Origin of the sequence: Streptococcus mitis (assembly GCF_001074635.1) — a bacterium.
Classification (GTDB): Bacteria; Bacillota; Bacilli; order Lactobacillales; family Streptococcaceae; genus Streptococcus; species Streptococcus mitis_E.
Genome location: NZ_JUQO01000061.1, coordinates 14299 through 40352, shown reverse-complemented (window position 1 = coordinate 40352; position 26054 = coordinate 14299). Strand labels below are relative to the sequence as shown.

Below are 26054 nucleotides of genomic sequence, written 5' to 3'. Positions count from 1 at the left end.
GCTTAAAATAAAAACGCTTCCTCTCAACTATTCCTCATAAAATCTCCCAAATTATGATAAAATGGAAATAGAAAGTTGAGATTATGAGTTATTTTAAAAAATATAAATTCGATAAATCCCAGTTCAAACTTGGTATGCGAACCTTTAAAACAGGTATTGCTGTTTTTCTAGTTCTCTTGATTTTTGGCTTTTTTGGCTGGAAAGGTCTTCAAATTGGTGCTTTGACAGCCGTTTTTAGTCTGAGGGAGAGTTTTGATAAGAGTGTCCATTTTGGGACTTCGCGTATTCTAGGAAATAGTATCGGTGGCCTCTATGCCCTAGTCTTCTTCCTATTAAATACCTTTTTCCACGAAGCCTTTTGGGTGACCTTGGTAGTTGTTCCAATCTGCACCATGTTAACCATTATGACAAATGTAGCCATGAATAACAAAGCAGGGGTTATTGGTGGTGTAGCAGCTATGTTAATCATTACCCTATCGATTCCGAGTGGAGAGACAATTTTGTACGTATTTGCGCGTGTATCAGAAACTTTCATGGGAGTTTTTGTCGCAATTCTCGTAAATTACGATATTGATCGTATTCGGCTCTTTTTAGAGAAAAAAGAAAAATAATGTTACATTTTATAACATTATCAATTGACGTTTGTCTTTTTTTAGACTATAATAGACAGAAAGAAGGAAATTGTAAATGAAGGAAAAAGAATTTCGCCGAAATATGGCTGTTTTTCCTATCGGCAGTGTTATGAAGTTGACCGATCTATCGGCGCGTCAGATTCGTTATTATGAAGATCAAGAGTTGATTAAGCCTGATCGAAACGAAGGGAACCGTCGCATGTATTCCTTGAATGACATGGATCGTCTGCTTGAAATCAAAGATTATATCTCTGAAGGTTATAATATCGCTGCCATTAAGAAAAAATATGCTGAACGTGAAGCGAAATCCAAGAAAGCGGTGAGTCAGACTGAGGTGCGCCGTGCACTTCACAATGAACTCCTCCAACAGGGTCGCTTTGCTTCAGTACGGTCACCTTTTGGTCGCGGTTAGGCAACCGCAAGTAGTCATACATTAAGGAGAAAACTCATGCCAATCACAGCTGCAGATATTCGTCGTGAAGTCAAGGAAAAAAATGTTACCTTTATTCGTCTCATGTTCTCAGATATTTTGGGAACCATGAAAAACGTCGAAATTCCTGCTACAGATGAACAGTTAGATAAAGTCTTGTCAAACAAGGCTATGTTTGATGGATCTTCTATTGAAGGTTTTGTACGTATCAATGAGTCAGATATGTACTTGTACCCTGACTTGGATACATGGACAGTCTTCCCATGGGGAGATGAAAATGGAAGTGTTGCAGGTTTGATCTGTGATGTCTATACAACAGAAGGTGAACCATTTGCAGGAGACCCTCGTGGCAATTTGAAACGTGCTCTTCGTCACATGGAAGAAGTGGGATTCAAGTCCTTCAATCTTGGACCAGAGCCAGAATTCTTCCTATTTAAGTTGGATGAAAATGGAGATCCAACACTTGAAGTGAATGACAAGGGTGGCTACTTTGATTTGGCGCCTACTGATCTTGCGGACAACACACGTCGTGAGATTGTCAATGTCTTAACCAAAATGGGATTTGAAGTAGAAGCCAGCCACCACGAGGTTGCGGTTGGTCAACACGAGATTGACTTTAAGTACGATGAAGTTCTCCGTGCTTGTGATAAGATTCAAATCTTTAAACTCGTTGTTAAAACCATTGCTCGCAAACATGGCCTTTACGCAACCTTTATGGCCAAACCAAAATTTGGTATTGCTGGATCAGGTATGCACTGTAATATGTCCTTGTTTGATGCAGAAGGAAATAACGCCTTCTTTGATCCAAATGATCCGAAAGGAATGCAGTTGTCAGAAACTGCCTACCATTTCCTTGGTGGTTTGATCAAACATGCCTACAACTATACTGCTATCATGAACCCAACGGTTAACTCATACAAACGTTTGGTTCCAGGTTATGAAGCGCCTGTTTATATTGCTTGGGCTGGTCGTAACCGTTCGCCACTTGTGCGCGTACCTGCTTCACGCGGTATGGGAACTCGTCTTGAGTTGCGTTCAGTGGATCCGATGGCAAACCCATATATCGCTATGGCGGTTCTTTTGGAAGTTGGTTTGCATGGTATTGAGAATAAAATCGAAGCACCAGCTCCTATCGAAGAAAATATCTACATCATGACAGCAGAAGAACGCAAGGAAGCTGGTATTACAGACCTTCCATCAACTCTTCACAACGCTTTGAAAGCTCTGACTGAAGATGAAGTTGTCAGAGCAGCTCTTGGAGAACATATCTATACTAGTTTCCTTGAAGCCAAGCGAATCGAATGGGCAAGCTATGCAACCTTCGTTTCACAATGGGAAATTGATAATTATTTAGACCTTTACTAATACTAATATAGAAGAAAGATTGCCTGTGGGTGATCTTTTTTCTAGGTCTTCAGACTGATTTTTAGCACTCTTGATAAAAGAGTGCTAATTTTTTGAGTTTTTATCTTGACATTCTCTTTTAAGGGTGTATAATAGAATCATAAGTTAGCACTTGAGTGTATCGAGTGCTAATCGATCAGACAGAGAGGAGTGATGAGGTGGTTACAGAGCGTCAGCAGGATATTCTAAATCTGATTATTGACATCTTTACCAAAACGCACGAACCTGTCGGATCCAAAGCCTTGCAAGAGTCTATTAACTCTAGCAGTGCAACCATTCGTAATGACATGGCGGCTCTAGAAAAGCAAGGTTTGCTTGAGAAGGCTCATACTTCAAGTGGTCGGATGCCAAGTGTTGCTGGTTTTCAGTACTATGTGAAACACTCACTGGATTTTGACCGACTGGCTGAAAATGAGGTTTATGAGATTGTCAAAGCCTTTGATCAGGAATTCTTCAAATTGGAGGATATTCTGCAAGAGGCTGCTAACCTGCTGACAGACTTGAGTGGCTGTACGGTAGTAGCACTGGATGTTGAGCCGAGCAGGCAACGTTTGACAGCCTTTGATATCGTTGTTTTGGGGCAACATACAGCCTTGGCAGTATTCACTCTAGACGAGTCTCGAACGGTTACCAGTCAGTTTCTGATTCCAAGGAACTTCTTGCAGGAGGATTTGCTGAAACTGAAGAGCATCATTCAGGAACGTTTCCTCGGCCACACCGTTCTAGATATTCACTACAAGATTCGAACGGAGATTCCGCAGATTATCCAGCGTTACTTTACAACAACGGATAATGTGATTGATCTCTTTGAACATATCTTTAAGGAAATGTTCAACGAAAACATTGTGGTGGCGGGCAAGGTTAATCTCTTGAATTTTGCCAATCTGGCAGCTTATCAGTTCTTTGACCAACCGCAAAAGGTGGCTCTGGAGATTCGTGAGGGGTTGCGTGAAGATCAGATGCAAAATGTCCGTGTTGCAGACAGTCAAGAGTCCTGTCTAGCAGACTTAGCGGTGATTAGTAGCAAGTTCCTCATTCCTTATCGGGGAGTTGGAATTCTAGCCATTATCGGTCCAGTCAATCTGGATTACCAACAGCTAATCAACCAAGTCAATGTGGTCAACCGTGTTTTGACCATGAAGTTGACAGATTTTTACCGCTATCTCAGTAGTAATCATTACGAAGTACATTAAGATTGAAATCATTAAAGGAGGCGAAAATGTCCCAAGATATAAAAAATGAAGAAGTAGAAGAAGTCCAAGAAGAGGAAGTTGTGGAAACGGTAGAAGAAACAACTCCTGAGAAATCTGAATTGGACTTGGCAAATGAACGTGCAGATGAGTTCGAAAACAAATACCTTCGCGCTCATGCAGAAATGCAAAATATCCAACGCCGTTCCAATGAAGAGCGTCAAAACTTGCAACGTTATCGTAGTCAGGACTTGGCAAAAGCAATTCTCCCTTCTTTGGACAACCTTGAGCGTGCACTCGCAGTTGAAGGTTTGACAGATGATGTGAAGAAGGGCTTGGAAATGGTGCAAGAAAGCTTGATTCATGCTTTGAAAGAAGAAGGAATCGAAGAAATCGCAGCTGACGGTGAATTTGACCATAACTATCATATGGCCATCCAAACTCTCCCAGCAGACGATGACCACCCAGCAGATACCATCGCCCAAGTCTTCCAAAAAGGCTACAAACTCCATGACCGCATCCTACGCCCAGCCATGGTAGTGGTCTATAACTAGTTTAGAAAACTTGACAAAATTTGTCCGAAACGACAATAAACTATGAAGAAAGATAAAATATATTTGGCTTTGCAATAGTGAGCGAAGCGAACCAAAGACGATACTCTTCGCCGTGGCGCTATTTGCGCAAACTTTGAGACCTTAGGCTCAAAGTTTAGTCAAAGAGATTGACGAAGTCAAGCTCTGACGGCGCCGCCACTTAAGAAGAGTATCAAAAAGAAAATAGAATATAAAATTTAAGGAGAAAAACACATGTCTAAAATTATCGGTATTGACTTAGGTACAACAAACTCAGCAGTTGCAGTTCTTGAAGGAACTGAAAGCAAAATCATCGCAAACCCAGAAGGTAACCGCACAACTCCATCTGTAGTATCATTCAAAAACGGAGAAATCATCGTTGGTGATGCTGCAAAACGTCAAGCAGTTACAAATCCAGATACAGTCATCTCTATCAAATCTAAAATGGGAACTTCTGAAAAAGTTTCTGCTAACGGCAAAGAATACACTCCACAAGAAATCTCAGCTATGATTCTTCAATACTTGAAAGGCTACGCTGAAGACTACCTTGGCGAAAAAGTTACTAAAGCAGTTATCACAGTTCCAGCTTACTTCAACGATGCTCAACGTCAAGCAACAAAAGATGCTGGTAAAATCGCTGGTCTTGAAGTAGAACGTATCGTCAACGAACCAACTGCAGCCGCTCTTGCTTACGGTTTGGACAAGACTGATAAAGAAGAAAAAATCTTGGTATTTGACCTTGGTGGTGGTACATTCGACGTCTCTATCCTTGAATTGGGTGACGGTGTCTTCGACGTATTGTCAACTGCAGGGGACAACAAACTTGGTGGTGATGACTTTGACCAAAAAATCATCGACCACTTGGTAGCAGAATTCAAAAAAGAAAACGGTATTGACTTGTCTACTGACAAGATGGCAATGCAACGTTTGAAAGATGCAGCTGAAAAAGCGAAGAAAGACCTTTCTGGTGTAACTTCAACTCAAATCAGCTTGCCGTTTATCACTGCTGGTGAGGCTGGACCTCTTCACTTGGAAATGACTTTAACTCGTGCGAAATTTGACGATTTGACTCGTGACCTTGTAGAACGTACAAAAGTTCCAGTTCGTCAAGCCCTTTCAGATGCAGGTTTGAGCTTGTCAGAAATCGATGAAGTTATCCTTGTTGGTGGTTCAACTCGTATCCCTGCCGTTGTAGAAGCTGTTAAGGCTGAAACTGGTAAAGAACCAAACAAATCAGTAAACCCTGATGAAGTAGTTGCTATGGGTGCTGCCATCCAAGGTGGTGTCATCACTGGTGATGTCAAAGACGTTGTCCTTCTTGACGTAACACCATTGTCACTTGGTATCGAAACAATGGGTGGTGTCTTCACAAAACTCATCGACCGCAACACTACTATTCCAACATCTAAATCACAAGTCTTCTCAACAGCAGCAGACAACCAACCAGCCGTTGATATCCACGTTCTTCAAGGTGAACGCCCAATGGCAGCAGATAACAAGACTCTTGGACGTTTCCAATTGACAGATATCCCAGCTGCACCTCGTGGAATTCCTCAAATTGAAGTAACATTTGACATCGACAAGAACGGTATCGTATCTGTTAAAGCGAAAGATCTTGGAACTCAAAAAGAACAAACTATTGTGATCCAATCTAACTCAGGTTTGACAGACGAAGAAATCGACCGCATGATGAAAGATGCAGAAGCTAACGCTGAAGCAGATAAGAAACGTAAAGAAGAAGTAGACCTTCGTAACGAAGTAGACCAAGCGATCTTTGCGACTGAAAAGACAATCAAGGAAACTGAAGGCAAAGGCTTCGACGCAGAACGTGACGCTGCCCAAGCTGCCCTTGATGACCTTAAGAAAGCTCAAGAAGACAACAACTTGGACGAAATGAAAGCAAAACTTGAAGCATTGAACGAAAAAGCTCAAGGCCTTGCTGTTAAACTCTACGAACAAGCCGCCGCAGCTCAACAAGCTCAAGCAGGAGCAGAAGGCGCACAAGCAACAGGAAACGCAGGCGATGACGTCGTAGACGGAGAGTTTACGGAAAAATAAGATGTTGAGGCGTTAAGAAAACGAAAGAAAAATAGGAAGCCATCGCCTTGTGCGATGCACAAAAGATGGCTTATCTTTTTTCCGAAGTTTTTAGCCGAAACTCAGTTAAGCCTAACTCGTCAAGAATGACTAATCACTAAACTGATTGTCCTTCTACGGTGCTTTACTTAAATGTTAATAATGATAAGAAGAAATCCAGAGGTTGCAACCCAGCCTCTGTTTTTCGGTAAAATAGAGGATGTTGCGTATGAAAAAAGTACTTTGTGTCATTTATCCTAATTTTTCTCTTTATGAGATAACTGCTTTAACAAGTACTTTAGCTCTGTCTTTTGATATCATGATTGATTATGTAGCTTCTGAGAATTCGATGGTGGTCTCTGAGGATGGTTTGTCCTGTCAACCGACGAAAACATTGGATCAGATCCGTATAGAAGATTATTCTTGTGTGATTTTGCCAGGAATGGTAAATATAGGTCCTGCTCTACAAGATGAGAGATTGATCTCGTTTTTGAGAAGTCTTAATGAGCAAGATATCCTAATTGCAGCCATTTCTTCAGCGCCCCTTTTATTGGCGAAAGCAGGCTTGTTGAACGACACGAAATTTACAGGTGGAATTTGGCAAAACTTCTTTGACTATTTTGAATTTCTTCCACGTGAGAATTTCCAACCGAAAGTTCTTGTTCAAGATAAACAAATCATTACGGCTATCGGTTTTGCACATCAAGAGTTTGCAAGAAAAGTGATTTTCGGTTTAGGGTTGGCAGAGAATACGGACAACTATTTTAAAGAACAGAACGAGTATGCTAAAGAGGATTTGATATTTACTCTATCGGACAAAGAGTTTGATGAAGTGAAGCAGAGTATAGAAAACAGCCTCTAAAGATTTACATGAAAATTATAGAAAGGAACAAAGAGTGTTCAGGGAATTGAACTCACACTCTGAGCTTTCTTACTTAATATAAAAGAAAGGAATTGAACCCGACCTAAATGGTGGTTCGATTCAGAACATCAATAGAAAGGAATAAGGGTGTTCAGGGAATTGAACACGGGCTACGGACTGTGCCAAAAAGATAGTTTTTTCTAGGACGCAAGCGTCCGTCGTCAAAACTCCTAGATGGCTGTGTCCGTTTGACGCCCTTTGTATCTTGAATTATGAACAATACTGAATTTTATGATCGTCTGGGGGTGTCAAAAAACGCTTCGGCAGACGAAATCAAAAAGGCTTATCGTAAGCTTTCCAAAAAATACCACCCAGATATCAACAAGGAGCCTGGTGCTGAGGAAAAGTACAAGGAAGTTCAGGAAGCCTATGAGACTTTGAGTGACGACCAAAAACGTGCTGCCTATGACCAATATGGTGCTGCGGGTGCCAATGGTGGCTTTGGAGGCTTCGGTGGTGGAGCTGGCGGTTTCAACGGGGCAGGAGGCTTCGGTGGTTTTGAGGATATTTTCTCAAGTTTCTTCGGCGGAGGCGGTGCTTCACGCAATCCAAATGCTCCTCGTCAGGGGGATGACCTCCAATACCGTGTGAATTTGACCTTTGAAGAAGCTATTTTTGGAGCTGAAAAAGAGGTTAAGTACAATCGTGAAGCAAGCTGTCATACATGTAACGGTTCTGGTGCTAAGCCAGGAACAAGTCCAGTTACTTGTGGACGCTGTCATGGCGCTGGTGTCATTAACGTCGATACGCAGACTCCGCTTGGTATGATGCGTCGTCAAGTAACCTGTGATGTCTGTCATGGTCGCGGAAAAGAAATCAAAGATCCATGTACAACTTGTCACGGAACAGGTCATGAAAAACAAGCCCATAGCGTACATGTCAAAATTCCTGCTGGTGTGGAAACTGGTCAACAAATTCGCCTAGCTGGTCAAGGTGAAGCTGGATTTAACGGTGGACCTTATGGTGACTTGTATGTAGTGGTTTCTGTGGAAGCCAGCGACAAGTTTGAACGTGAAGGAACCACTATCTTCTATAATCTGAACCTTAACTTTGTCCAAGCAGCTCTTGGTGATACAGTTGATATCCCAACGGTTCACGGTGATGTTGAATTGGTTATCCCAGAGGGAACTCAGACTGGTAAGAAATTCCGTCTACGTGGCAAGGGAGCTCCGAGCCTTCGTGGCGGTGCAGTTGGTGACCAATATGTTACCGTTAATGTCGTAACACCGACAGGCTTGAACGACCGCCAAAAAGCAGCCTTGAAAGAATTCGCAGCTGCAGGTGATTTAAAAGTCAATCCAAAGAAAAAAGGTTTCTTTGACCATATTAAAGATGCCTTTGATGGAGAATAAAGTAAAAAGAGCCCAACGGCTCTTTTTGTTTATAGATTTTTTAAGACTTTCCTTAAGTAATGACGGACGGTAGCGACCTTCTTCGAAGTTCCATACCTAAACTTTGAGCCTAGGTCTCAAAGTTTCCGAACACCTGAAACCAAACTATTTCAGGTGTTTTCATTACGTCGGAAAGTCTTCGATTTAGTTGTGCAATGGTGAATGAGTTGCCTAAATTATGATGTATAGTTGATGGGATATAATTTGTTTACCTTTTAAAAAAGAGCCGTCGGGCTCTTTTTACTTATCTTCAAGTTCCTGTGTTTCTTTAATCACAGCTAGTCTAGTCTGGATATCCTTTTCCAAGACCTTAAACTTGTAAGTCAGGTCTTCTTGGTATTCCTTGATGAGTTCTTTTTGTTGGTCAATGATTTGCAGGCTGTTTTGGATAATATCTACATCGTCCTTGATAGCTTGAACGCGGTCAGTGGTATTCAAGACTTCATCAGTGATGGTTTGGCGATTTTTTGTGACCAGATAACTTCCGGCTGCAGCTCCTGCAAATAGCAGTAGGTTGGATAATTTCATGGCAACTCCTTAGGCATTTTTGATGGTTTCAGCGACTTGAGCAAGTTTGTCAAAGTCTGGTTCGTGGGCGATAAAATCAATCTTGAGGTCATCGTCCGCACTGTAGCGAGGTACGAGGTGAACGTGGGTGTGAAAGACTGTTTGGCCTGCGATTTCTTCACAGTTGGCAATGATATTCATACCATCAGCCTTGGTAGCTTTCATGACTTTTTGAGCTACTTTTGGTACTTGGGCAAAGAGTTGGCTAGCGCTCGTAGCGTCCATCTCTAAAAGATTGCGATAGTGTTCTTTTGGCACGACCAAGGTATGTCCTGGTGTCACTTGAGAGATATCAAGAAAGGCAAGAACCTGCTCATCTTCATATACTTTTGAAGCAGGAATTTCCCCTGCTATGATTTTACAAAAAATGCAATCTGACATAAAATCTACCTCTACTGTATTGAATTTTGATATAATATAGCTACATTATACCAGATTTGGAGAAAATATGTTAGAAATTAAAAACCTGACAGGTGGCTATGTCCATGTCCCTGTCTTGAAAGATGTGTCTTTTACTGTTGAAAGTGGGCAGTTGGTTGGTTTGATTGGTCTCAATGGTGCTGGGAAATCAACGACAATCAATGAGATTATCGGTCTGTTGACACCTTATAGTGGCTCCATCAATATCAATGGTCTGACCCTGCAAGAAGACGCGACTAGCTACCGCAAGCAAATTGGCTACATTCCAGAAACACCTAGCTTGTATGAGGAATTGACCCTCAGAGAGCATATCGAAACGGTTGCCATGGCTTATGGCATTGAGCAGAAAGTGGCTTTTGATCGAGTAGAACCTTTGTTAAAAATGTTCCGTCTGGACCAGAAATTAGACTGGTTCCCTGTTCATTTTTCCAAAGGGATGAAGCAGAAGGTCATGATTATTTGTGCTTTTGTGGTGGATCCGAGTCTCTTTATCGTGGATGAGCCTTTCCTTGGTCTCGATCCGCTAGCTATTGCGGACTTGATTCAGCTTTTGGAAGTGGAAAAGCAAAAGGGTAAGTCTATTCTCATGAGTACCCACGTGTTAGATTCGGCGGAGAAGATGTGTGATGCCTTTGTCATTCTTCACAAGGGAGAGATGCGTGCCAAGGGAAATCTCCTGCAACTGCGCGAAGCCTTTGATATGCCTGAGGCTAGTTTGAATGATATTTACTTGGCTCTGACCAAAGAGGAGGAGCTATGAAAGACTTGTTTTTAAAAAGAAAGCAGGCCTTTCGTAAGGAGTGTGTCGGTTATCTGCGCTATGTTCTCAATGACCACTTTGTCTTGTTCCTGCTTGTTCTGCTGGGCTTTCTAGCCTACCAGTACAGTCAACTCTTACAAGATTTTCCTGAAAATCATTGGCCTATCCTTTTGTTTATTGGTATTACCTCTGTTTTACTTTTGCTTTGGGGAGGAATTGCCACCTATATGGAGGATCCAGACAAGCTCTTTCTCTTGGTCGGAGAAGAGGAAATCAAACTCCATCTCAAGCGTCAAACTGGTATTTCCCTAGTCTTTTGGCTCTTTGTCCAGACCCTTTTCTTGCTTTTATTTGCGCCCTTATTTTTAGCCATGGGTTATGGCTTGCCTGTTTTTCTGGTCTATGTGCTTTTATTGGGGGTAGGAAAATATTTCCTCTTTCGTCAAAAGGTCAGCAAATTTTTCACTGAAACTGGACTAGACTGGGACTATGTTATTTCTCAAGAAAGCAAGCGTAAGCAAGTCTTGCTTCGTTTCTTTGCCCTCTTTACGCAGGTAAAGGGAATTTCAAACAGCGTCAAGCGCCGTGCCTATCTGGACTTTATCCTAAAGGCTGTTCAGAAGGTGCCTGGGAAGATTTGGCAAAATCTCTATCTGCGTTCTTATCTACGAAATGGAGACCTCTTTGCGCTTAGTCTTCGTCTGCTCTTGCTTTCCTTGCTGGCGCAGGTCTTTATCGAGCAAGCTTGGATTGCGACAGCAGTGGTGGTTCTCTTTAACTACCTCTTGATCTTCCAGTTACTGGCCCTCTATCATGCCTTTGACTACCAGTATTTGACCCAACTCTTTCCACTGGACAAGGGGCAAAAGGAAAAAGGCTTGCAGGCGGTAGTCCGAGGATTGACCAGTTTGGTCTTAGTAGTGGAATTAGTCGTCGGGTTGATTACCTTCCAAGAAAAACTGCCCCTTCTAGCCTTGCTGGGTGCAGGTTTGGTTTTACTAGTCTTGTACCTACCTTATCAGGTCAAACGTCAGATGCAGGAATAACATTGCCTATATGATATTAAAAAAGAAGTTGAGTTCAGTTTGTCTCAACTTCTTTTATTTTCTACAGGATAATGGTTGGTCCGTAGAGACTCAACTTGGTCTTGACTTGGTCAAAGTGGAAGCGGTCATAGGCCCGCCAAGCGGCGCGAGTTGGAGCATCTGGATCAAGAGCGCTGAGTCCCATGAGAAGACTGGAAGTCTGGTAAAATTTTTCCAGTTCAATCAAGACTCGATTATCCACTGTTTCAGCCTTGGCTAGAAAACCAAGAATAGAGTTTAATTGCTCCTGAAAGCGGACGTCGTCAGCGGTTGCCTGTTTGCATGCTTGATAGGCTTTGTTTAAGTCCGTAATCAAAGTCTGAGCTCTTTTGATAGGGTCTGTATCTGTCATGAGAATTTCTCCTTTAATCTGGGTGCCAGTCTTGTTTCTAGCAACTGTGTTTTGATACTGTCAGTTTATCACTTTTATCTCCTTTTTCACCATCAAATCTTTAATTGTTCTTGAAATTTCCTGAATGGTACTGTTAAGATTTTATGATAAAATAGTGGTAAGATTATCATGATGTTGTAGAAAAATAATCCTTTTAGGAGCTTTCAAAGACTGTTTAGGATTGGGTGTGCTTGTGCTAGACCTTTTCTGTTATTCTTTTCTTAGGAGGAGAATCCAATGAAACATATGATTATTCAGACACAGAAAACAGTCTATAAAGTAAACGTCGACGATATCTACTATATCCAAACACATCCAACTAAAGCCCATACCGTACAGATTGTTACAGAAGAAGCTAGCTTTAATATGGTTCAAAATTTAAGTAATCTTGAGAACCAATATGGGGAAACCTTGATGAGATGTCATCGAAATTGTTTGGTTAATCTTGATAAATTAAAATCGATTGATTTTCAAGAAAGAATCCTTTTTCTCGGAGAAGAAGGTCAATACGCTGTCAAGTATGCCAGACGTCGCTATAGAGAAATTCGTCAAAAATGGTTGAAAGAAGGAGAGTAAGAAGATGAGAATATTTGTTTTAGAAGATGATTTTTCCCAACAGGCTAGGATTGAAACGACCATTGAGAAACTTTTGAAAGAGCATCATATCATCCCTAGCTCTTTTGAGGTCTTTGGTAAGCCAGACCAACTGCTGGCAGAGGTGCATGAGAAGGGAGCACATCAGCTATTCTTTTTGGATATTGAGATTCGAAACGAAGAGATGAAGGGGCTAGAAGTGGCTAGAAAGATTCGGGATCGAGACCCTTACGCCCTCATCGTCTTTGTAACGACTCACTCGGAGTTTATGCCCCTGTCCTTTCGCTATCAAGTCTCTGCTTTGGACTACATTGATAAGGCTCTTTCGGCAGAGGAGTTTGAATCTCGGATCGAGACAGCCCTCCTCTATGCCAATAGTCAAGATAGTAAGAGCCTGGCGGAAGATTGCTTTTACTTTAAATCAAAATTTGCCCAATTCCAGTATCCTTTTAAAGAGGTTTACTATCTCGAAACGTCGCCCAGAGCCCATCGTGTTATTCTCTATACTAAGACGGACAGGCTGGAATTTACAGCGAGTTTAGAGGAGGTTTTCAAGCAGGAGCCTCGTCTCTTGCAGTGCCACCGCTCTTTTCTCATCAATCCTGCAAATGTGGTGCATTTGGATAAGAAAGAAAAACTGCTTTTCTTTCCCAATGGTGGAAGTTGTTTGATCGCGCGTTATAAGGTCAGAGAAGTGTCTGAAGCTATTAATAACTTACACTGAGCTAGGAGAATTTATGAATATTGCTTGGATATTATTATATACACTTATTACTAATGGGCTAGAAATTGTCATTTTCTTTAAGGTAGATGGAATTGGTCTCACTTTTGAGAGGATTTTTAAGGCCTTTCTTTTTAGGATACTGTTGGCCGTTGTTTTTGTAATGATTAGCTATATAGTAGGAAATACTTACCTATCTTATTTCACGAACCCCTTGTACGGCATAGGCTTGTCTTTCTTATTGTTAAGAGGGTTTCCTAAAAAACTCCTTTTCTTTTATGGTCTCTTTCCAATGATATTGGTGAATCTCTTTTATAGAGGTCTTTCTTATTTTGTGCTTCCATTTTTGGGACAAGGGCAAGTACATGATGATTACTCTTTGATTTGGTTGTGTATAATAATTTTCAATTTCTTCATTTCTCTAGCCTTTTTGAAATGGTTGGACTATGATTTCACTAGCTTGAGAAGGGAGATTCTTGATACAGGTTTTCAAAAGTCCCTGACTAAAATTAACTGGATAATGGGGGCTTACTATTTGGTGATACAAACTCTGTCTTACTTTGAATATGAGCAAGGTATTCAATCAAAGACTGTTCGCTATCTCATCCTAGTGTTTTACCTCCTCTTTTTTATGGGGGTTATCAAGAAATTGGATACCTATTTGAAGGACAAACTCCGTGAGAGACTGGACCAAGAGCAGACCTTGCGCTACAGAGATATGGAACGCTATAGTCGACATATAGAGGAACTTTACAAGGAAGTACGGAGCTTTCGCCATGACTACACCAACCTCTTGACCAGCTTACGTCTGGGCATTGAAGAGGAGGATATGGAGCAGATAAAAGAGGTCTATGGCTCCGTCTTAAAGGATTCCAGTCAGAAATTGCAGGACAATAAATATGACCTTGGTCGATTGGTGAATGTTCGGGACCGTGCCCTCAAAAGTCTCCTAGCAGGGAAATTTTTAAAAGCTAGAGATCAGAACATTGTCTTTAATGTCGAAGTTCCTGAGGAGATTCAGGTCGAGGGGATGAGACTACTTGATTTTCTAACCATTGTGTCTATCCTTTGTGACAATGCTATTGAAGCCAGTGCAGAGGCCAGTCAACCTCATGTTTCAATCGCCTTTTTAAAAAATGGAGCACAGGAGACCTTTATCATCGAAAATTCCATCAGAGAAGAGGGTATAGATGTTTCTGAAATCTTCTCTTTTGGAGTTAGTTCTAAAGGAGAGGACCGAGGTGTTGGGCTCTATACCGTCATGAAAATTGTGGAAAGTCATCCCAATACCAGTCTCAATACCACCTGTCAAGATCAAGTTTTTCGTCAGGTGCTTACTATGATACCTACAGAATGATGAAAAAAATAAGACCGAGAGTTCTTGTTACTCGGTCTTATTTTTTATAGTTGTATTGGATGATGAAGTCCTTTCGTATTGTTACGCTTAATTATATTAAGGTCGTATAAGATATCTTCCCACCATCCTCCACCTGTAATTTGATTGAGTTCGGTAGTTGTTAGTTCTTGAAATGAAGTTAGGTTTTGTTTCTTATCCATGTTATGATTCTCCTGTTTTATAAGATAATAAATAGTTATAGAGTGTTATCTGAAAATTAATCAGAATGGGTTAAGATTTTATCTTTGAAATAATCAAAATATGTTTTCTTTGCAGTTACACTAGTGACGCGACCTTGTAAGCCATATTGGATGAGTTTACTATCCTCATTAGATAGTTTTGCAAGAGCGGTTAATTTAAAGAGATTACCTTGCTCTGTTCTGGTAGGAGTTTGATCAATTGTCTGGAGTTGACCGATGATGGTAATGCCGTGATTTCCAATCTTCTCCAGTTTTAATCTTACAGTTTGTCCTTTATCTAGTAGAGGTAGATAGTCAGAAGATACGTAGTAAGTGATTAGTACTTCTCTTGTATCTGTGATGACAGGGAATATTTGAGCAATTTCTGTACCAGTTGGAATTCTATTTTTACCTTCAAATTCGCTGTTCAGATGAACGATTCCTTTACTTGGAGAGGTTAAAGTATTATTTTCCAAGCGCTGTGTCGCTTGATCTAGTTGTACTTTTAATTCTGTTAATTGATTCTCCACGGTCAGTTGTTGCTGAGAAGCTGTCTGTAAAAACTGAGTGCGGAGTACTTCAATTTTGGTTGCTAAACTATTATCATAAGTTGCTACACTTCCGATACCAGCTTGCTGAATTTTGAGGCTTGCGATAGATGATTCAAGACCTGCAATACTTTGATTAATTTGAGATAAAAATGGCTCTTCTGCAGTTCCTTGTGTTTGTCCTTGTGAGGCTACAAGATAACGATTCAAAATTGACTGGTGTGGATTGCCAGTTGGTAAGCGTGCTCTGTTATTTATGATAGCATCTCTCAGCTCTTGATATTCTCCAATCTGTTGTTGAACTTTTGTAATTTCTTGTTCGATGGCTGATGAACTGCTATTGGCAAGATTAGCTTGATTTGAAACCTCAGTGTTAGTCTTTGTAATACCCAGTTCAATATCATGGGATTGTTTAGTAAAATTCATAAAGGTATTATGGTAGCCAAACTCATCCTCACCAGAAAAAAGATCAGTCGCTTTCTCTAAGCTTTGTTTCAAAATTCCAAGTCCTTCTTTTTGCTTCTCAAGTCTTTGTAATTGAGTTTCTAAGGCAGTTTTCTGACTTTCTTCCATTGTTTCAGAGTATTTGATGAGTAAGTCACCTTTTTCAACTACTTGATTTGCCACTAAATGATTAGCAAGGATAGGATTATCACTGGTTGACTGAATAGATGCAATGACACTTGTAGGGGTGATTTCTCCTTGGGAAGTAACAGTAATTTCTTTTGTGGCAACAAGGGAGAAAATCAAGATGAAAGTAAACAGTAATGAAAGAGGTATAATTAACACTGTCGCATAGTTATGGTAACGTCTCTGATAAAACTCGACGCTTCTAAAAAGATTAGGATTCATGACATTCTCCTTATTTATTGAATAGATGATGGTAGAAGCCTTGCTCCTGCATTAACTCTTGGTGACTACCAACTTCAATGATTTTCCCCTGGTCAAGAACAATGACACGGTTGGTTCGTTCGGCTATACTGAGACGATGGGCTACAAAGAGAATGGTTTTATCAGTTAGGGACATAAGATTATCTATAACTTTTTTCTCAGTCAAGACATCAAGACCGCTAGTAGCTTCATCTAGTATTAAAACAGAAGCTTTAGTTAAAAGAGCACGAGCGAGGGCGATTCGTTGCTTCTGTCCTCCTGATAGACCAGCTCCATCAGAGAGCTGAGTTTGATAGCCCATAGGCATTCTTTCAATGTCTTGACGGATTTCAGCTAATTCACAAGCTTTTAAAATATCTTCTTGGCTAATTATATTATTACCGCCCAAGGTTAAGTTTTCCAAAATAGATCCATTAAAGATATAGGCTTGTTGGGGTAGGTAATTAATATGACGGCGCAAGACTTTTTTATCAATGTTTTTAATATCCTGATGATTGATGGAAATATGTCCTTTGTAGGGTTCAAAGAAATTGACAATCATTTTGGCTAAAGTTGTTTTACCAGAACCACTAACTCCAACTAGGCTAACCTTATCTCCTTGTTTAATCGTGAGATTAATATCTGTTAAAGTATCTCGTCCAAAACCATACTTATAAGAAAGGTTATCAAATTCAATATCGCCCATCAAAAAATGTGAATGAACAGGGTTTTCTGGGGCTTGGAACTCAGATTCGACTAGATAGACTTCGTTTAAACGGTTATTAGCGACCTTCGCAGATTGGAGTTTGGTTTGGAGGTTGATAATATTTTCCATAGGAGTTGTAAAGTAAGAAAGAAGTGTATTAAAGGTAATCAGCTGACCGATAGAAATTTTACTCGACATGACTAATTGAGCGCCAAACCATAGGATAAGGATATTTAGAACTAATTTTGTTCCCTGCTTTAAACTCGTTTGTAAAATAGAATATTTACTGAGCTTAAAGGATTTTTCCAGATAATCTACAAATTCGCTGTCTATATTTTGATAGCGATTTTCTTCACTCGTAAGCGACTTTATAGTTTCAATCCCGTTGATATCTTCGATAATAGCAGAGCTAACCATAGAATTACTTTGCATGACATCATGGTTCATTTTTTCGAAAGGCTTCATAAAAGAAAAGATGATGACCATGTATATAGGAATGGAAATAAGAGAAAGAAGGAAGAGATTAGGGTTTTGTGCCAGTAAGACGCCCCCTACAAGAATCAGAATGGAAACATCCAGAAAAAGAGAGAGAATAGTAGAAGCCAAGGCATCTATAATAGAGTTAGCATCTGTGAACCGTGAAATGATTTCTCCTGTCCGACGTGTCGCAAAGAAAGACATAGGAAGTTCAAAAATATGGCGAATATAGGATAAAATCACATCAATACTTAATCTCTGGCTCAGAACAGTTAGGAGATAATCTCTGGAGAAGCCCATGACTTGTTGGAGGATATAAGTGATAACTAGACCAACTGAGATGATTCCTAAAGTTGATTTCATCTGATTTGGGATGTATTCATCCAAGATTCCTTGGAGATAATAAGAACCACCTATATTGATAATAGTGACCAATAAGCTTGAGAGAACAATGTAAGTAATGAGAGATTTTTGTTTGAAAATCAGAGGAAGGAAGCTTAGTAGACCATTCTTTTTATCTTTATGGGGTTGATAGCTGGGTTTGGGAGCTAGAAAAATAGCTACTCCAGTCCATTCAGAGAAAAAGCGTTCTTTTGACATTTTGGTGATTTTTACAGAAGGATCAGGATCACCAATAATCAGATAGTCTTTCTTTGTTTGATAGACAACATAGTAATGTTGGAGTTTTCCTTCTTTGTTAACGTGAACGATAAATGGATAGGGGACATCACTCATGTCAAAGAGAGTTTTATCTGCTTGAACAGGTCTTGTTTCAAAGCCCATTTCATCAGCGGCTTTTACAATGCCAAGAGCAGTCGTCCCTTCTTTATTGGTCTTTGCAAGTTCTCTCAAGTGAGCTAGAGAAAAATCTGAACCATAGAATTTAGCAATCGAGGCTAAGGCAGCAACACCGCAGTCTCTAGCATCTATTTGAGGAACAAATGTACGTTTATAAGAAATCATTGGCAATTCCTTTCATTTTCATATAGTAGATAGGTATATTATGCCATAAAAATAAGTTCATATTTTATGAAATCTTGAATAGTCATTGAAACTTCCTGAATGGTAAAAAAGTGATTAGAAATTATCTTTTAAAAAAATTTTAGAGGTGGTTTTAAATAAAAAAGCTAATTTAAGACGTTTCGATGACAATTCAAGATTTGGATGAAAAATTTTAAAAAACAATGATATACTAAACTTGTCAAAGTTGCAACAGGACAAAAATTAAAAATAAAAAAAGGAGGTATTCATCATGAATACAAAAACAATGTCACAATTTGCAATTATGGATACTGAGATGCTTGATAGAATAGAGGGAGGAATATTTGGGGTTGACGATGTTGTGTTTTGGACAGGGGTAGGCAGCTATGTTGCAGGTAGAGTTGTTGATGCAGCAATTGATGATTTTACGAATCAATGCCGGAAAAATCCTCATCAGTGGTTCTGTGTTCATGTATAGATATAATAGTGTTGTATTGTAAATGACCTATGCACGGATAGAAGCTGTTCTTTGCAAACGAGTCGCTTATTCAATATAAGTTTACGTGCTCCTAGTCACAGTTAGTTGTGCTTGATGGAAAGAATGACACCTATAAAAATGCGAGGTAGTGGCTATACCACTCACTTATTCACCTCCCCGTGATTTGTAGTAGTGATAGGCTTTCTCACTATTATTATAAAACAAAATAAAGAGCACAACACTTTTTCATTCTGTGTTGTGCCTTGAGTGAAACGAAAGGAATGAATTATAACGATGAAAAAAAACGATTATATTGCTTTGAATGAAGTAGAATTAGAGACAATTAGTGGTGGAGATGACTGTTTTATTGGAGATGTTGGATGTATTGGCTGGGGGATTTTGAAGAGTATCGGAGGGATGATAAAACCTGGTCCATATGTTCCTCCAGTATGCATTCCAAAAAGTTCATGGAATCCTGCACCTCCAGTTCCATGTTAAAAGGTGATTGTAAACTTCTATAAAAAATTGAATAATCGACTTGTTCGGCATCTTGTTGAATCTACAGAACTATAATATACAGGTTCTGTTAAGGATTATTTTAGCTGATTTAAATAGGTGAAAACTAAAAACTAATGGCTAGTTGGAACGTTAAAAATTAACTGTCTAATCAGCTAATCTTGCTTCAAATAATTCCTGAACAAGTCTGATAAATTAAACGAATAAGATAGGTTATTAACACAGTCTTGTTCGTTTTTTCTAATACATTATTTAATTAATACACTTATAAAATTGGAAAGCGGTAGAGGTAAGAAATACTACCACAGATTTATTATTAACTTTGTCAGTATTGTTTGAAATATCAAAAAGTATTTTAAACTATATGTGTTTAGTTCTTTAGTTTGATTGTTGTTGAGTATAACTATTTTTGTATAGATGAAAAACTTGTTATTGTTCAAGATGTTTTGGTGACCTTTTATGATTTGAGTGATTCAAAATCAAAATGAGTGCTATACTAGCAGTGTAAAGGTTGTAGCTAAACTAAGATAAAGAATACATTTAGGAGGAAATCTTATGAAGAGAAAAATATTTATCATTTTAACCTTGTATCTGATCATGTCTATTTTTCTTTATCCGCTTAGAGAGAGTATTTGGTATAACCTATTTTATACCATAGCCTATTTGATTGCAGTTAAGATCTATTTTGCTTTAATTAAAAAGAAAGAAAAGAAATGAAAACTTTTATTGCTAAAAAACGGAATATCTTCCTTATGAGATTGTTCCTAGGTCAGTTGCCCTTGCTTGTCTCTACTTATCTATTTCTATCTCGTCAGTTTTTAAATTTTTCCTTGGTTTTCCAATTTCTTCTAGTGGTTATTAACTTGATTTCTATTTTGGTTACTGTTTATCTCGCTAGGGAGATGAGGACAAGAGAGTTTGAAGATGATGATTTGGTTAGTCCTAGAACCAATCAACTTATGTTTATCGGCTTGACAGGCTTTATGTCTATTATTTGTTTGTATAGAGGAATCACAGCAGGAGAATTCTATCAGCAATTAATTGCTTATATTGGTGCTATTCTCTGCTTGCTTATTATGCTTCTGCTCATTTGGGGCTTGAAGTATTATAAAAAGTAGAGCTTAATGAAGTATAAAGGGGTAAGTGTTTTCGAAATACTTACCCCTTTATAATAAAGTTTTTGCAATTCAAGATGTTTCGATGACCATTTAAGATTTAGATGAATTTATAATTTTAAATAAGGTAAGATAAAGATAACAAATGTAAAGGAGTATTCTTATGAAGAAACAAAATATAAAATCGCTATTACTTGTACCACTTGTATTTGCATCTATTACTACGGGTGTTGTATATGCAGAAGAACAGCCTACTACTTCATCTATTCAGACGAATGATAGTTCTCTTGTGGCACCAGATTTGCCATCGTCTAAGGAAAAGGTGGAGCATAAGCCTTCTGTTGTAACCCCAGAAGAGTATGAGAAGAATGTTACGGACTTTAAAAAGATAGATATTGAAGCTGTTCGTCAATCTTTTACAGAGGATCAATTGGAACATACTATTTATTTTGGTAGAAAAACTTGCTCTCATTGCCGTCAATTTTCTCCTGAATTAAAAGAATTTAATAACTTGATTGAAAAGAAGTTAGAGTATTATGATTTGGATGGTAAGGATTTTGATGGGGAAGCGAGAGAGTTTCTATTTAAAAAAGTCGGTATTCCAGGAACACCAACAATTTTGTATTTAAAAAATGGACATCCGATATCTGGATGGGTTGGTGGCGGAGCAACTGCACAACAGGTTTATGATTATATGTACTCGAGAAATTCACCTAAGCAAACGGAGACAGTGAAATCTTCTGAGGAAACAGTAACAGAAAGGGTTCGTGATGAGAATACTAGAAGTGATAGCATGAGTATTAGTGATAAAGTTGTAAGTGAAAGCAAAGGTATGAGTGATGAAAAAAGAACCGAAATGAAAATATCCAATGCTAATCCCAATTCTAATAGTGAAAATAGTGGGAAAGTGGAGAGTATAAACTCAACTTCTAAAGCTAAAACTACTCAATCTGGCAATTTAGCAATGTTAGACAATAAGAATCAATCGGAAACTCTCAAACCTATTTTTGATGTTGATCAAGAAAATAAAACTCCTTTAACCGATGTTAAGGGGACTGATTATGTAAGCGAATCTATTACTTCGAATGAAAAATTATTACCGAAAACAGGAGAGGAAGAAAGTTACCAACTGATTCGGCTAGCTATCGCGTTTTTTATGGCTTCTATAATGATTAAAGTGAAACAAAAAATTCATAAATAAAAATAGATGGTAAACAGGTGCAATGATATTATTTGTTTGTAATAACATATAGCTAACATTTTCCTATAGACAAGAGTGAGAAGATAGGTGTATTTATTTTATATATAAAAGATTATAATTGTATATGAAATGGACCGAATGGTAAAAGGTCAAGTATTTCCGAAATACTTTCTTTTTCGATTATTTTAACGCCTCAAGATGTTTTGATTACAATTTATGATTTGAATGAAAAAAATTAATAAACAGTGATATACTAAACTTGTCAAAGTTGCAACAGGACAAAAATTAAAAATAAAAAGGAGTATTTGTCATGGATACAAAAATGATGGAACAATTTGAAATTATGGATACTGAAATGCTTGATCATATAGAGGGTGGGGATGTATCTGATATTTATAGAGGGTATGCCTATAATGAAAGTCCATTTGGTTCTTACCCTTCTATATTAAAAAATTCAGGTCCTTTTCCAGTAAGTGGGTACTGTCCGCGTGGTTATCGTGACCTTGGTTATATAGGAGCAGGTTTTCATTTATGTGGAATATAGACTGAAATATAAGAAATGAGGAAGAGTTTCTATGAAAAAGTATCAGTTTCTCTTCAAAATAAGTGCAGTCTTGTCTTACTTATTTTTCGTATTTGGCCTTTCTCAGCTAACGCTTATAGTCCAAAATTATTGGCAATTTTCTTCTCAGATAGGAAATTTCTTCTGGATTCGAAATATCTTGAGTTTGCTATTTAGCGGAGTCATGATTTGGATTTTGGTTAAGACAGGCCATGGCTATCTCTTTCACATTCCAAGAAAAAAATGGCTTTGGTATTCGATTTTGACAGTATTAGTGATAGTGCTCCAGATCTCTTTTAACGTTATCTCTTTTAACGTTCAGACAGCTAAACATGCTCAGTCAACTGCTGAAGGTTGGGCTGTATTGATTGGTTATAGTGGGACTAACTTTGCTGAGCTAGGTATCTATATAACTTTGTTCTTTCTAGTGCCACTGATGGAAGAATTGATCTATAGGGGGTTGTTGCAACATGCTTTCTTTAAACATTCGCGATTTGGCCCTGATTTGCTTCTTCCTTCCATTTTGTTTGCTCTTCCTCATTTTTTAAGTCTGCCTAGTCTGTTAGATATTTTCGTTTTTACAACATTTGGAATCATTTTTGCTGGTTTGACTCGCTATACCAAGAGCATTTACCCATCCTATGCGGTGCATGTGATTAATAATATTGTAGCGACTTTACCATTTTTGCTCACTTTTCTACATAGGGTCTTGGGGTAAAAAAACAAAGTCTTGCTTTTCAGCCATAGAGGAGGTCATCATGTATAAACGCTTATTTTTCCTAGATTCCAAAACCTTAGACTGGTTGACGCCTTATATTCTGGTCTTGGCTTCTGATACCATTGCTTTTAATGTTTTTGTGCTAACCTTTGTATCTGCGGTGGTCTTTAATTCCCTAAATCCCATGCTAGCTTTTATGGCTATCTTCTTAGGAGCTGGCTATGTGGCCGGATTTTGGGTACTCAAATGGTTTGTTTTGGAAAGGTTAGAGCGGAAGGATGATGTGTAGGGAGGTTTGTTTCTTGAGGAGGATAATTTTATGGAGTTCTTTGATAAATTTCATGCCTTTTGTTTTGGATTTTTAGTATTACTAATCGTCATTACAGTTCCTTATACGATTAACCACGGGGATTTTTTTCAAAATGAATCTGAATTGATTATTGTAAGTCTTCTAGTAACCTCGCTAAGTGTTGCTTATGCTAGAAAGTTTGAAATGATTTCTTTTGGGATGTTAAGCAAGAAAGAACTTTTGCTGTTCATTGTAATCTTTCTTCTAAGTGTACTTGAGACGTTGGTTTATATTCATTTCTTCGCTGTTTCTTCTGGCGCAGGAGTTCAACACTTGTCGGAAGTTAGCAGAGGAATTTCTCTGTCTTTGATTTTGACTTCCTCAGTTTTTGGACCCATCCAGGAGGAACTCATTTTCAGAGGACTTCTTCAAGGTGCCGTTTTTGACAATTCTTGGTTAGGGCTTGTGCTCACTTCCTCTCTCTTTTCTTTCATGCATGGACCTTCTAATGTCCCTTCGTTTATTTTTTATCTACTTGGGGGCTTGTTACTGGGCTTTGCTTATAAAAAGAGCCAAAACCTATGGGTTTCTACTCTAGTTCACATGTTTTACAATGCTTGGCCACTCTTATATTATTTATAAAAATCATGAAAGGTAAGCAGAAGACGGTGCTTACCTTTTTCTTTCTATAAATTATAACCCAAACCACCCCATAGGCTTTTCTTTGAGAATCGGGTGTGGACCGGTTGACGAATAGGGCAAAAACTAGTAGAATAGTAAGGAAACTTTATACGGAGGAAAGAAATGGATTTGGGTGATAATGAGCTAACACTGACTCCCATACCTGGGAAAAGTGGCAAGGCTTATATGGGTAGCTATCCTGACGGGAAGCGCATCTTTGTAAAAATGAACACCTCTCCAATCCTACCTGGTCTAGCTAGAGAACAAATTACTCCACAATTATTATGGAGCCGCCGTTTGGCAGATGGGCGTGATATGTGTGCTCAAGAATGGTTGACAGGCAAGATATTGACCCCCTATGATATGAATCGTAAACAAATCGTCAATATCTTAACCCGTCTGCATCGCTCACGTCCGTTGATGACACAGTTGAGTCGTTTGGGATATGCCATGGAAACACCTGTAGATTTACTACAGTCTTGGCAGGAAACGGCTCCAGATGCTTTGCGTAAAAATCATTTTATCAGTGAAGTGATGGCTGATTTACGTCAGACTATTCCAGGATTTAGAGAGGACTATGCGACCATTGTCCATGGAGATGTACGACATAGTAATTGGATTGAGACAGACAGTGGCTTGATTTATTTGGTAGATTGGGATTCGGTTCGCTTGACCGACCGCATGTTTGATGTGGCCCATATGCTCTGCCATTATATTCCAGAATATCAGTGGAAGGAATGGTTGACCTACTACGGCTATAAGTATAATCAAACGGTATTAAATAAATTGTATTGGTACGGTCAATTGTCTTACTTGAGCCAGATTTCCAAGTATTATATGAACCAAGATTTAGAAAATGTCAATCGGGAGATCCATGGCTTGCGTCACTTCCGAGACAAGTATGGAAAGAGAAGATGAGAGTTAGAAATCGTAAAGGGGCGACAGAATTACTAGAGGCAAATCCCCAGTATGTGGTCCTCAATCCCTTGGAGGCCAAGGGAAAATGGCGGGACTTGTTTGGCAATGATAATCCCATTCATGTGGAAGTTGGAAGTGGAAAGGGTGCCTTTGTTTCAGGTATGGCCAAGCAAAACCCTGACATCAACTATATCGGGATTGATATTCAAAAGTCTGTTTTGAGCTACGCTTTGGACAAGGTGCTTGAAGTTGGAGTACCGAACATCAAGCTCTTGTGGGTAGATGGTTCTGACTTGACTGACTACTTTGAAGACGGTGAGATTGATCGCTTGTATCTGAATTTTTCAGATCCATGGCCGAAAAAACGCCATGAAAAGCGTCGTTTGACCTACAAGACCTTCTTGGATACCTTCAAACGTATCTTGCCTGAAAATGGAGAAATTCATTTCAAGACGGATAACCGTGGCTTGTTTGAGTACAGTTTAGTGAGCTTTTCTCAGTATGGCATGAAGCTCAATGGTGTCTGGCTAGACTTACATGCCAGTGATTTTGAAGGCAATGTTATGACTGAATACGAGCAAAAATTCTCCAACAAGGGGCAAGTTATCTATCGAGTTGAGGCTCAGTTTTAAGAAATAGCCTGAAATCAGGCTGTATGAGTGCTTTTGCTTTACATAAGTTGGCAAACGTGCTATACTAATAGTAAGAATATGAAAAGTGAGGCGGGGAAATATCTTCGCCTCTTGCTTATGAGGAGGTGGACGCAATCGCAACAATCGTAGAATTAGTCAGAGAAGTTGTAGAACCTGTCATTCAAGCTCCTTTCGAACTCGTGGATATCGAGTATGGAAAGATTGGCAGTGACATGATTCTCAGTATTTTTGTAGATAAACCTGAAGGAATTACCTTGAACGACACGGCGGACTTGACAGAAATAATCAGTCCTGTCCTAGACACCATCAAGCCAGATCCCTTCCCAGAACAATATTTCCTAGAAATTACCAGTCCAGGCTTGGAACGTCCTTTGAAAACCAAGGATGCCGTCGCTGGAGCGGTTGGGAAATACATCCATGTCGGGCTCTACCAAGCCATCGATAAGCAAAAGGTCTTTGAAGGAACCTTGTTGGCCTTCGAAGAGGACGAGTTGACCATGGAATATATGGATAAGACGCGTAAGAAAACCGTCCAAATTCCATACAGTTTAGTATCAAAAGCACGTTTAGCAGTTAAATTATAGAAAAAGAAAGGATAGCTTTTGAGAATT

Annotated in this window: 30 protein-coding genes; 24 read left to right on the top strand and 6 right to left on the bottom strand. The window is 39.1% G+C overall.

Annotated features, from left to right (window positions below; genetic code table 11):
• Positions 1-83: 83 nt before the first annotated feature.
• The 8 genes from ADI58_RS02230 to dnaJ all read left to right on the top strand — a co-directional run bounded on the left by ADI58_RS02230 (position 84) and on the right by dnaJ (position 8578).
• Positions 84-611, top strand: coding sequence for an FUSC family protein (locus tag ADI58_RS02230; RefSeq protein ID WP_000119915.1), 528 nt, complete (start codon positions 84-86; stop codon positions 609-611).
• Between the two features lie 76 nt (positions 612-687).
• Positions 688-1044 (top strand): transcriptional repressor GlnR, encoded by a 357-nt coding sequence (gene glnR / locus ADI58_RS02225; RefSeq protein ID WP_000659548.1) that lies wholly within the window; start codon positions 688-690, stop codon positions 1042-1044.
• Between the two features lie 36 nt (positions 1045-1080).
• Complete coding sequence (gene glnA, locus ADI58_RS02220) at positions 1081-2427, top strand: type I glutamate--ammonia ligase (RefSeq protein ID WP_001122886.1); 1347 nt, start codon at positions 1081-1083, stop codon at positions 2425-2427.
• Between the two features lie 197 nt (positions 2428-2624).
• The gene (gene hrcA / locus ADI58_RS02215) at positions 2625-3659 is read left to right on the top strand and encodes a heat-inducible transcriptional repressor HrcA (RefSeq protein ID WP_000255759.1); all 1035 of its coding nucleotides are present in this window, start codon (positions 2625-2627) and stop codon (positions 3657-3659) included.
• A gap of 26 nt (positions 3660-3685) precedes the next feature.
• Positions 3686-4210 (top strand): nucleotide exchange factor GrpE, encoded by a 525-nt coding sequence (grpE, locus tag ADI58_RS02210; RefSeq protein ID WP_049521294.1) that lies wholly within the window; start codon positions 3686-3688, stop codon positions 4208-4210.
• 252 nt (positions 4211-4462) lie between these two features.
• The gene (dnaK, locus tag ADI58_RS02205) at positions 4463-6286 is read left to right on the top strand and encodes a molecular chaperone DnaK (protein ID WP_000034667.1); all 1824 of its coding nucleotides are present in this window, start codon (positions 4463-4465) and stop codon (positions 6284-6286) included.
• Positions 6287-6533: 247 nt separating this feature from the next.
• Positions 6534-7166, top strand: a complete 633-nt coding sequence (locus tag ADI58_RS02200) for a DJ-1/PfpI family protein (RefSeq protein WP_049521293.1) — start codon at positions 6534-6536, stop codon at positions 7164-7166.
• 272 nt (positions 7167-7438) lie between these two features.
• Positions 7439-8578 carry a molecular chaperone DnaJ gene (dnaJ, locus tag ADI58_RS02195; RefSeq protein ID WP_049521292.1) on the top strand — a complete coding sequence of 380 codons (1140 nt, stop codon included), beginning with the start codon at positions 7439-7441 and terminating at the stop codon, positions 8576-8578.
• Between the two features lie 279 nt (positions 8579-8857).
• Here dnaJ and ADI58_RS02190 read toward each other — a convergent pair whose 3' ends face one another.
• Both ADI58_RS02190 and ADI58_RS02185 read right to left on the bottom strand, forming a co-directional pair.
• Positions 8858-9145, bottom strand: a complete 288-nt coding sequence (locus ADI58_RS02190; RefSeq protein ID WP_000777755.1) for a hypothetical protein — start codon at positions 9143-9145, stop codon at positions 8858-8860.
• Positions 9146-9154: 9 nt separating this feature from the next.
• Positions 9155-9565: an HIT family protein gene (locus ADI58_RS02185; RefSeq protein WP_049521291.1), complete on the bottom strand. Its 411-nt coding sequence runs from the start codon at positions 9563-9565 to the stop codon at positions 9155-9157.
• A 67-nt stretch (positions 9566-9632) separates the two neighbouring features.
• Between ADI58_RS02185 and ADI58_RS02180 the strand changes: the two genes are divergently transcribed.
• Positions 9633-10364 (top strand): ABC transporter ATP-binding protein, encoded by a 732-nt coding sequence (locus tag ADI58_RS02180; RefSeq protein ID WP_049521290.1) that lies wholly within the window; start codon positions 9633-9635, stop codon positions 10362-10364.
• The gene (locus ADI58_RS02175) at positions 10361-11410 is read left to right on the top strand and encodes an ABC transporter permease (protein WP_049521289.1); all 1050 of its coding nucleotides are present in this window, start codon (positions 10361-10363) and stop codon (positions 11408-11410) included. Before ADI58_RS02180 ends, ADI58_RS02175 begins: the two co-directional genes overlap by 4 nt.
• A 61-nt stretch (positions 11411-11471) precedes the next feature.
• On the opposite strand, the gene ADI58_RS02170 is transcribed toward ADI58_RS02175, so the two are convergent.
• Entirely contained in the window at positions 11472-11801 is a 330-nt protein-coding gene (locus tag ADI58_RS02170; RefSeq protein ID WP_004261043.1) for a hypothetical protein, read from the bottom strand.
• Between the two features lie 276 nt (positions 11802-12077).
• On the opposite strand from ADI58_RS02170, the gene ADI58_RS02165 reads away from it, so the two are divergent.
• The 3 genes from ADI58_RS02165 to ADI58_RS02155 are packed head-to-tail and all read left to right on the top strand — an operon-like array spanning position 12078 to position 14512.
• On the top strand, positions 12078-12416 hold the full coding sequence (locus tag ADI58_RS02165; RefSeq protein ID WP_049521288.1) for a LytTR family DNA-binding domain-containing protein: 339 nt from the start codon (positions 12078-12080) through the stop codon (positions 12414-12416).
• 4 nt (positions 12417-12420) lie between these two features.
• Positions 12421-13158, top strand: a complete 738-nt coding sequence (locus ADI58_RS02160) for a response regulator transcription factor (protein ID WP_049521287.1) — start codon at positions 12421-12423, stop codon at positions 13156-13158.
• A gap of 13 nt (positions 13159-13171) precedes the next feature.
• Complete coding sequence (locus ADI58_RS02155; protein ID WP_049521286.1) at positions 13172-14512, top strand: sensor histidine kinase; 1341 nt, start codon at positions 13172-13174, stop codon at positions 14510-14512.
• Between the two features lie 44 nt (positions 14513-14556).
• Here ADI58_RS02155 and blpC read toward each other — a convergent pair whose 3' ends face one another.
• From blpC to blpA, 3 genes are read right to left on the bottom strand one after another with little or no spacing between them, the layout of a single operon-like run.
• Positions 14557-14712, bottom strand: coding sequence for a quorum-sensing system pheromone BlpC (blpC, locus tag ADI58_RS02150; RefSeq protein WP_049521285.1), 156 nt, complete (start codon positions 14710-14712; stop codon positions 14557-14559).
• Positions 14713-14768: 56 nt separating this feature from the next.
• Entirely contained in the window at positions 14769-16130 is a 1362-nt protein-coding gene (gene blpB / locus ADI58_RS02145) for a peptide export ABC transport accessory protein BlpB (RefSeq protein ID WP_049521284.1), read from the bottom strand.
• 10 nt (positions 16131-16140) lie between these two features.
• Positions 16141-18294, bottom strand: a complete 2154-nt coding sequence (blpA, locus tag ADI58_RS02140) for a peptide cleavage/export ABC transporter BlpA (protein ID WP_049521283.1) — start codon at positions 18292-18294, stop codon at positions 16141-16143.
• A gap of 289 nt (positions 18295-18583) precedes the next feature.
• On the opposite strand from blpA, the gene ADI58_RS02135 reads away from it, so the two are divergent.
• The 11 genes from ADI58_RS02135 to rimP all read left to right on the top strand — a co-directional run bounded on the left by ADI58_RS02135 (position 18584) and on the right by rimP (position 26027).
• Positions 18584-18790: a ComC/BlpC family leader-containing pheromone/bacteriocin gene (locus tag ADI58_RS02135; protein ID WP_049521282.1), complete on the top strand. Its 207-nt coding sequence runs from the start codon at positions 18584-18586 to the stop codon at positions 18788-18790.
• 294 nt (positions 18791-19084) lie between these two features.
• The gene (locus ADI58_RS02130) at positions 19085-19288 is read left to right on the top strand and encodes a hypothetical protein (RefSeq protein WP_049521281.1); all 204 of its coding nucleotides are present in this window, start codon (positions 19085-19087) and stop codon (positions 19286-19288) included.
• Positions 19289-20019: 731 nt separating this feature from the next.
• Complete coding sequence (locus ADI58_RS02120; protein WP_049521279.1) at positions 20020-20424, top strand: hypothetical protein; 405 nt, start codon at positions 20020-20022, stop codon at positions 20422-20424.
• Between the two features lie 160 nt (positions 20425-20584).
• On the top strand, positions 20585-21622 hold the full coding sequence (locus ADI58_RS02115) for a DUF6568 family protein (protein WP_049521278.1): 1038 nt from the start codon (positions 20585-20587) through the stop codon (positions 21620-21622).
• Positions 21623-21932: 310 nt separating this feature from the next.
• Positions 21933-22166: a bacteriocin class II family protein gene (locus ADI58_RS02110; RefSeq protein ID WP_049521277.1), complete on the top strand. Its 234-nt coding sequence runs from the start codon at positions 21933-21935 to the stop codon at positions 22164-22166.
• 31 nt (positions 22167-22197) lie between these two features.
• The gene (locus tag ADI58_RS02105) at positions 22198-22902 is read left to right on the top strand and encodes a CPBP family intramembrane glutamic endopeptidase (protein ID WP_049521276.1); all 705 of its coding nucleotides are present in this window, start codon (positions 22198-22200) and stop codon (positions 22900-22902) included.
• A gap of 40 nt (positions 22903-22942) precedes the next feature.
• Positions 22943-23191: an immunity protein BlpZ gene (gene blpZ, locus ADI58_RS02100; protein ID WP_049521275.1), complete on the top strand. Its 249-nt coding sequence runs from the start codon at positions 22943-22945 to the stop codon at positions 23189-23191.
• 30 nt (positions 23192-23221) lie between these two features.
• Positions 23222-23833 carry a CPBP family intramembrane glutamic endopeptidase gene (locus ADI58_RS02095; RefSeq protein WP_049521274.1) on the top strand — a complete coding sequence of 204 codons (612 nt, stop codon included), beginning with the start codon at positions 23222-23224 and terminating at the stop codon, positions 23831-23833.
• Positions 23834-23995: 162 nt separating this feature from the next.
• The gene (ccrZ, locus tag ADI58_RS02090; protein ID WP_049521273.1) at positions 23996-24790 is read left to right on the top strand and encodes a cell cycle regulator CcrZ; all 795 of its coding nucleotides are present in this window, start codon (positions 23996-23998) and stop codon (positions 24788-24790) included.
• Positions 24787-25422 (top strand): tRNA (guanosine(46)-N7)-methyltransferase TrmB, encoded by a 636-nt coding sequence (trmB, locus tag ADI58_RS02085; RefSeq protein ID WP_001266095.1) that lies wholly within the window; start codon positions 24787-24789, stop codon positions 25420-25422. Before ccrZ ends, trmB begins: the two co-directional genes overlap by 4 nt.
• Before the next feature lie 125 nt (positions 25423-25547).
• Positions 25548-26027 (top strand): ribosome maturation factor RimP, encoded by a 480-nt coding sequence (gene rimP / locus ADI58_RS02080; RefSeq protein WP_000338691.1) that lies wholly within the window; start codon positions 25548-25550, stop codon positions 26025-26027.
• Positions 26028-26054: the final 27 nt, after the last annotated feature.

What these genes read in the sequence shown, in the direction of transcription:
- ADI58_RS02230 (WP_000119915.1), top strand. Translation starts at nt 84, where the DNA reads ATGAGTTATTTTAAAAAATATAAATTCGATAAATCCCAGTTCAAACTT.
- glnR (WP_000659548.1), top strand. Translation starts at nt 688, where the DNA reads ATGAAGGAAAAAGAATTTCGCCGAAATATGGCTGTTTTTCCTATCGGC.
- glnA (WP_001122886.1), top strand. Translation starts at nt 1,081, where the DNA reads ATGCCAATCACAGCTGCAGATATTCGTCGTGAAGTCAAGGAAAAAAAT.
- grpE (WP_049521294.1), top strand. Translation starts at nt 3,686, where the DNA reads ATGTCCCAAGATATAAAAAATGAAGAAGTAGAAGAAGTCCAAGAAGAG.
- dnaK (WP_000034667.1), top strand. Translation starts at nt 4,463, where the DNA reads ATGTCTAAAATTATCGGTATTGACTTAGGTACAACAAACTCAGCAGTT.
- ADI58_RS02200 (WP_049521293.1), top strand. Translation starts at nt 6,534, where the DNA reads ATGAAAAAAGTACTTTGTGTCATTTATCCTAATTTTTCTCTTTATGAG.
- dnaJ (WP_049521292.1), top strand. Translation starts at nt 7,439, where the DNA reads ATGAACAATACTGAATTTTATGATCGTCTGGGGGTGTCAAAAAACGCT.
- ADI58_RS02190 (WP_000777755.1), bottom strand. Translation starts at nt 9,145, where the DNA reads ATGAAATTATCCAACCTACTGCTATTTGCAGGAGCTGCAGCCGGAAGT.
- ADI58_RS02185 (WP_049521291.1), bottom strand. Translation starts at nt 9,565, where the DNA reads ATGTCAGATTGCATTTTTTGTAAAATCATAGCAGGGGAAATTCCTGCT.
- ADI58_RS02180 (WP_049521290.1), top strand. Translation starts at nt 9,633, where the DNA reads ATGTTAGAAATTAAAAACCTGACAGGTGGCTATGTCCATGTCCCTGTC.
- ADI58_RS02175 (WP_049521289.1), top strand. Translation starts at nt 10,361, where the DNA reads ATGAAAGACTTGTTTTTAAAAAGAAAGCAGGCCTTTCGTAAGGAGTGT.
- ADI58_RS02170 (WP_004261043.1), bottom strand. Translation starts at nt 11,801, where the DNA reads ATGACAGATACAGACCCTATCAAAAGAGCTCAGACTTTGATTACGGAC.
- ADI58_RS02165 (WP_049521288.1), top strand. Translation starts at nt 12,078, where the DNA reads ATGAAACATATGATTATTCAGACACAGAAAACAGTCTATAAAGTAAAC.
- ADI58_RS02160 (WP_049521287.1), top strand. Translation starts at nt 12,421, where the DNA reads ATGAGAATATTTGTTTTAGAAGATGATTTTTCCCAACAGGCTAGGATT.
- ADI58_RS02155 (WP_049521286.1), top strand. Translation starts at nt 13,172, where the DNA reads ATGAATATTGCTTGGATATTATTATATACACTTATTACTAATGGGCTA.
- blpC (WP_049521285.1), bottom strand. Translation starts at nt 14,712, where the DNA reads ATGGATAAGAAACAAAACCTAACTTCATTTCAAGAACTAACAACTACC.
- blpB (WP_049521284.1), bottom strand. Translation starts at nt 16,130, where the DNA reads ATGAATCCTAATCTTTTTAGAAGCGTCGAGTTTTATCAGAGACGTTAC.
- blpA (WP_049521283.1), bottom strand. Translation starts at nt 18,294, where the DNA reads ATGATTTCTTATAAACGTACATTTGTTCCTCAAATAGATGCTAGAGAC.
- ADI58_RS02135 (WP_049521282.1), top strand. Translation starts at nt 18,584, where the DNA reads ATGAATACAAAAACAATGTCACAATTTGCAATTATGGATACTGAGATG.
- ADI58_RS02130 (WP_049521281.1), top strand. Translation starts at nt 19,085, where the DNA reads ATGAAAAAAAACGATTATATTGCTTTGAATGAAGTAGAATTAGAGACA.
- ADI58_RS02120 (WP_049521279.1), top strand. Translation starts at nt 20,020, where the DNA reads ATGAAAACTTTTATTGCTAAAAAACGGAATATCTTCCTTATGAGATTG.
- ADI58_RS02115 (WP_049521278.1), top strand. Translation starts at nt 20,585, where the DNA reads ATGAAGAAACAAAATATAAAATCGCTATTACTTGTACCACTTGTATTT.
- ADI58_RS02110 (WP_049521277.1), top strand. Translation starts at nt 21,933, where the DNA reads ATGGATACAAAAATGATGGAACAATTTGAAATTATGGATACTGAAATG.
- ADI58_RS02105 (WP_049521276.1), top strand. Translation starts at nt 22,198, where the DNA reads ATGAAAAAGTATCAGTTTCTCTTCAAAATAAGTGCAGTCTTGTCTTAC.
- blpZ (WP_049521275.1), top strand. Translation starts at nt 22,943, where the DNA reads ATGTATAAACGCTTATTTTTCCTAGATTCCAAAACCTTAGACTGGTTG.
- ADI58_RS02095 (WP_049521274.1), top strand. Translation starts at nt 23,222, where the DNA reads ATGGAGTTCTTTGATAAATTTCATGCCTTTTGTTTTGGATTTTTAGTA.
- ccrZ (WP_049521273.1), top strand. Translation starts at nt 23,996, where the DNA reads ATGGATTTGGGTGATAATGAGCTAACACTGACTCCCATACCTGGGAAA.
- trmB (WP_001266095.1), top strand. Translation starts at nt 24,787, where the DNA reads ATGAGAGTTAGAAATCGTAAAGGGGCGACAGAATTACTAGAGGCAAAT.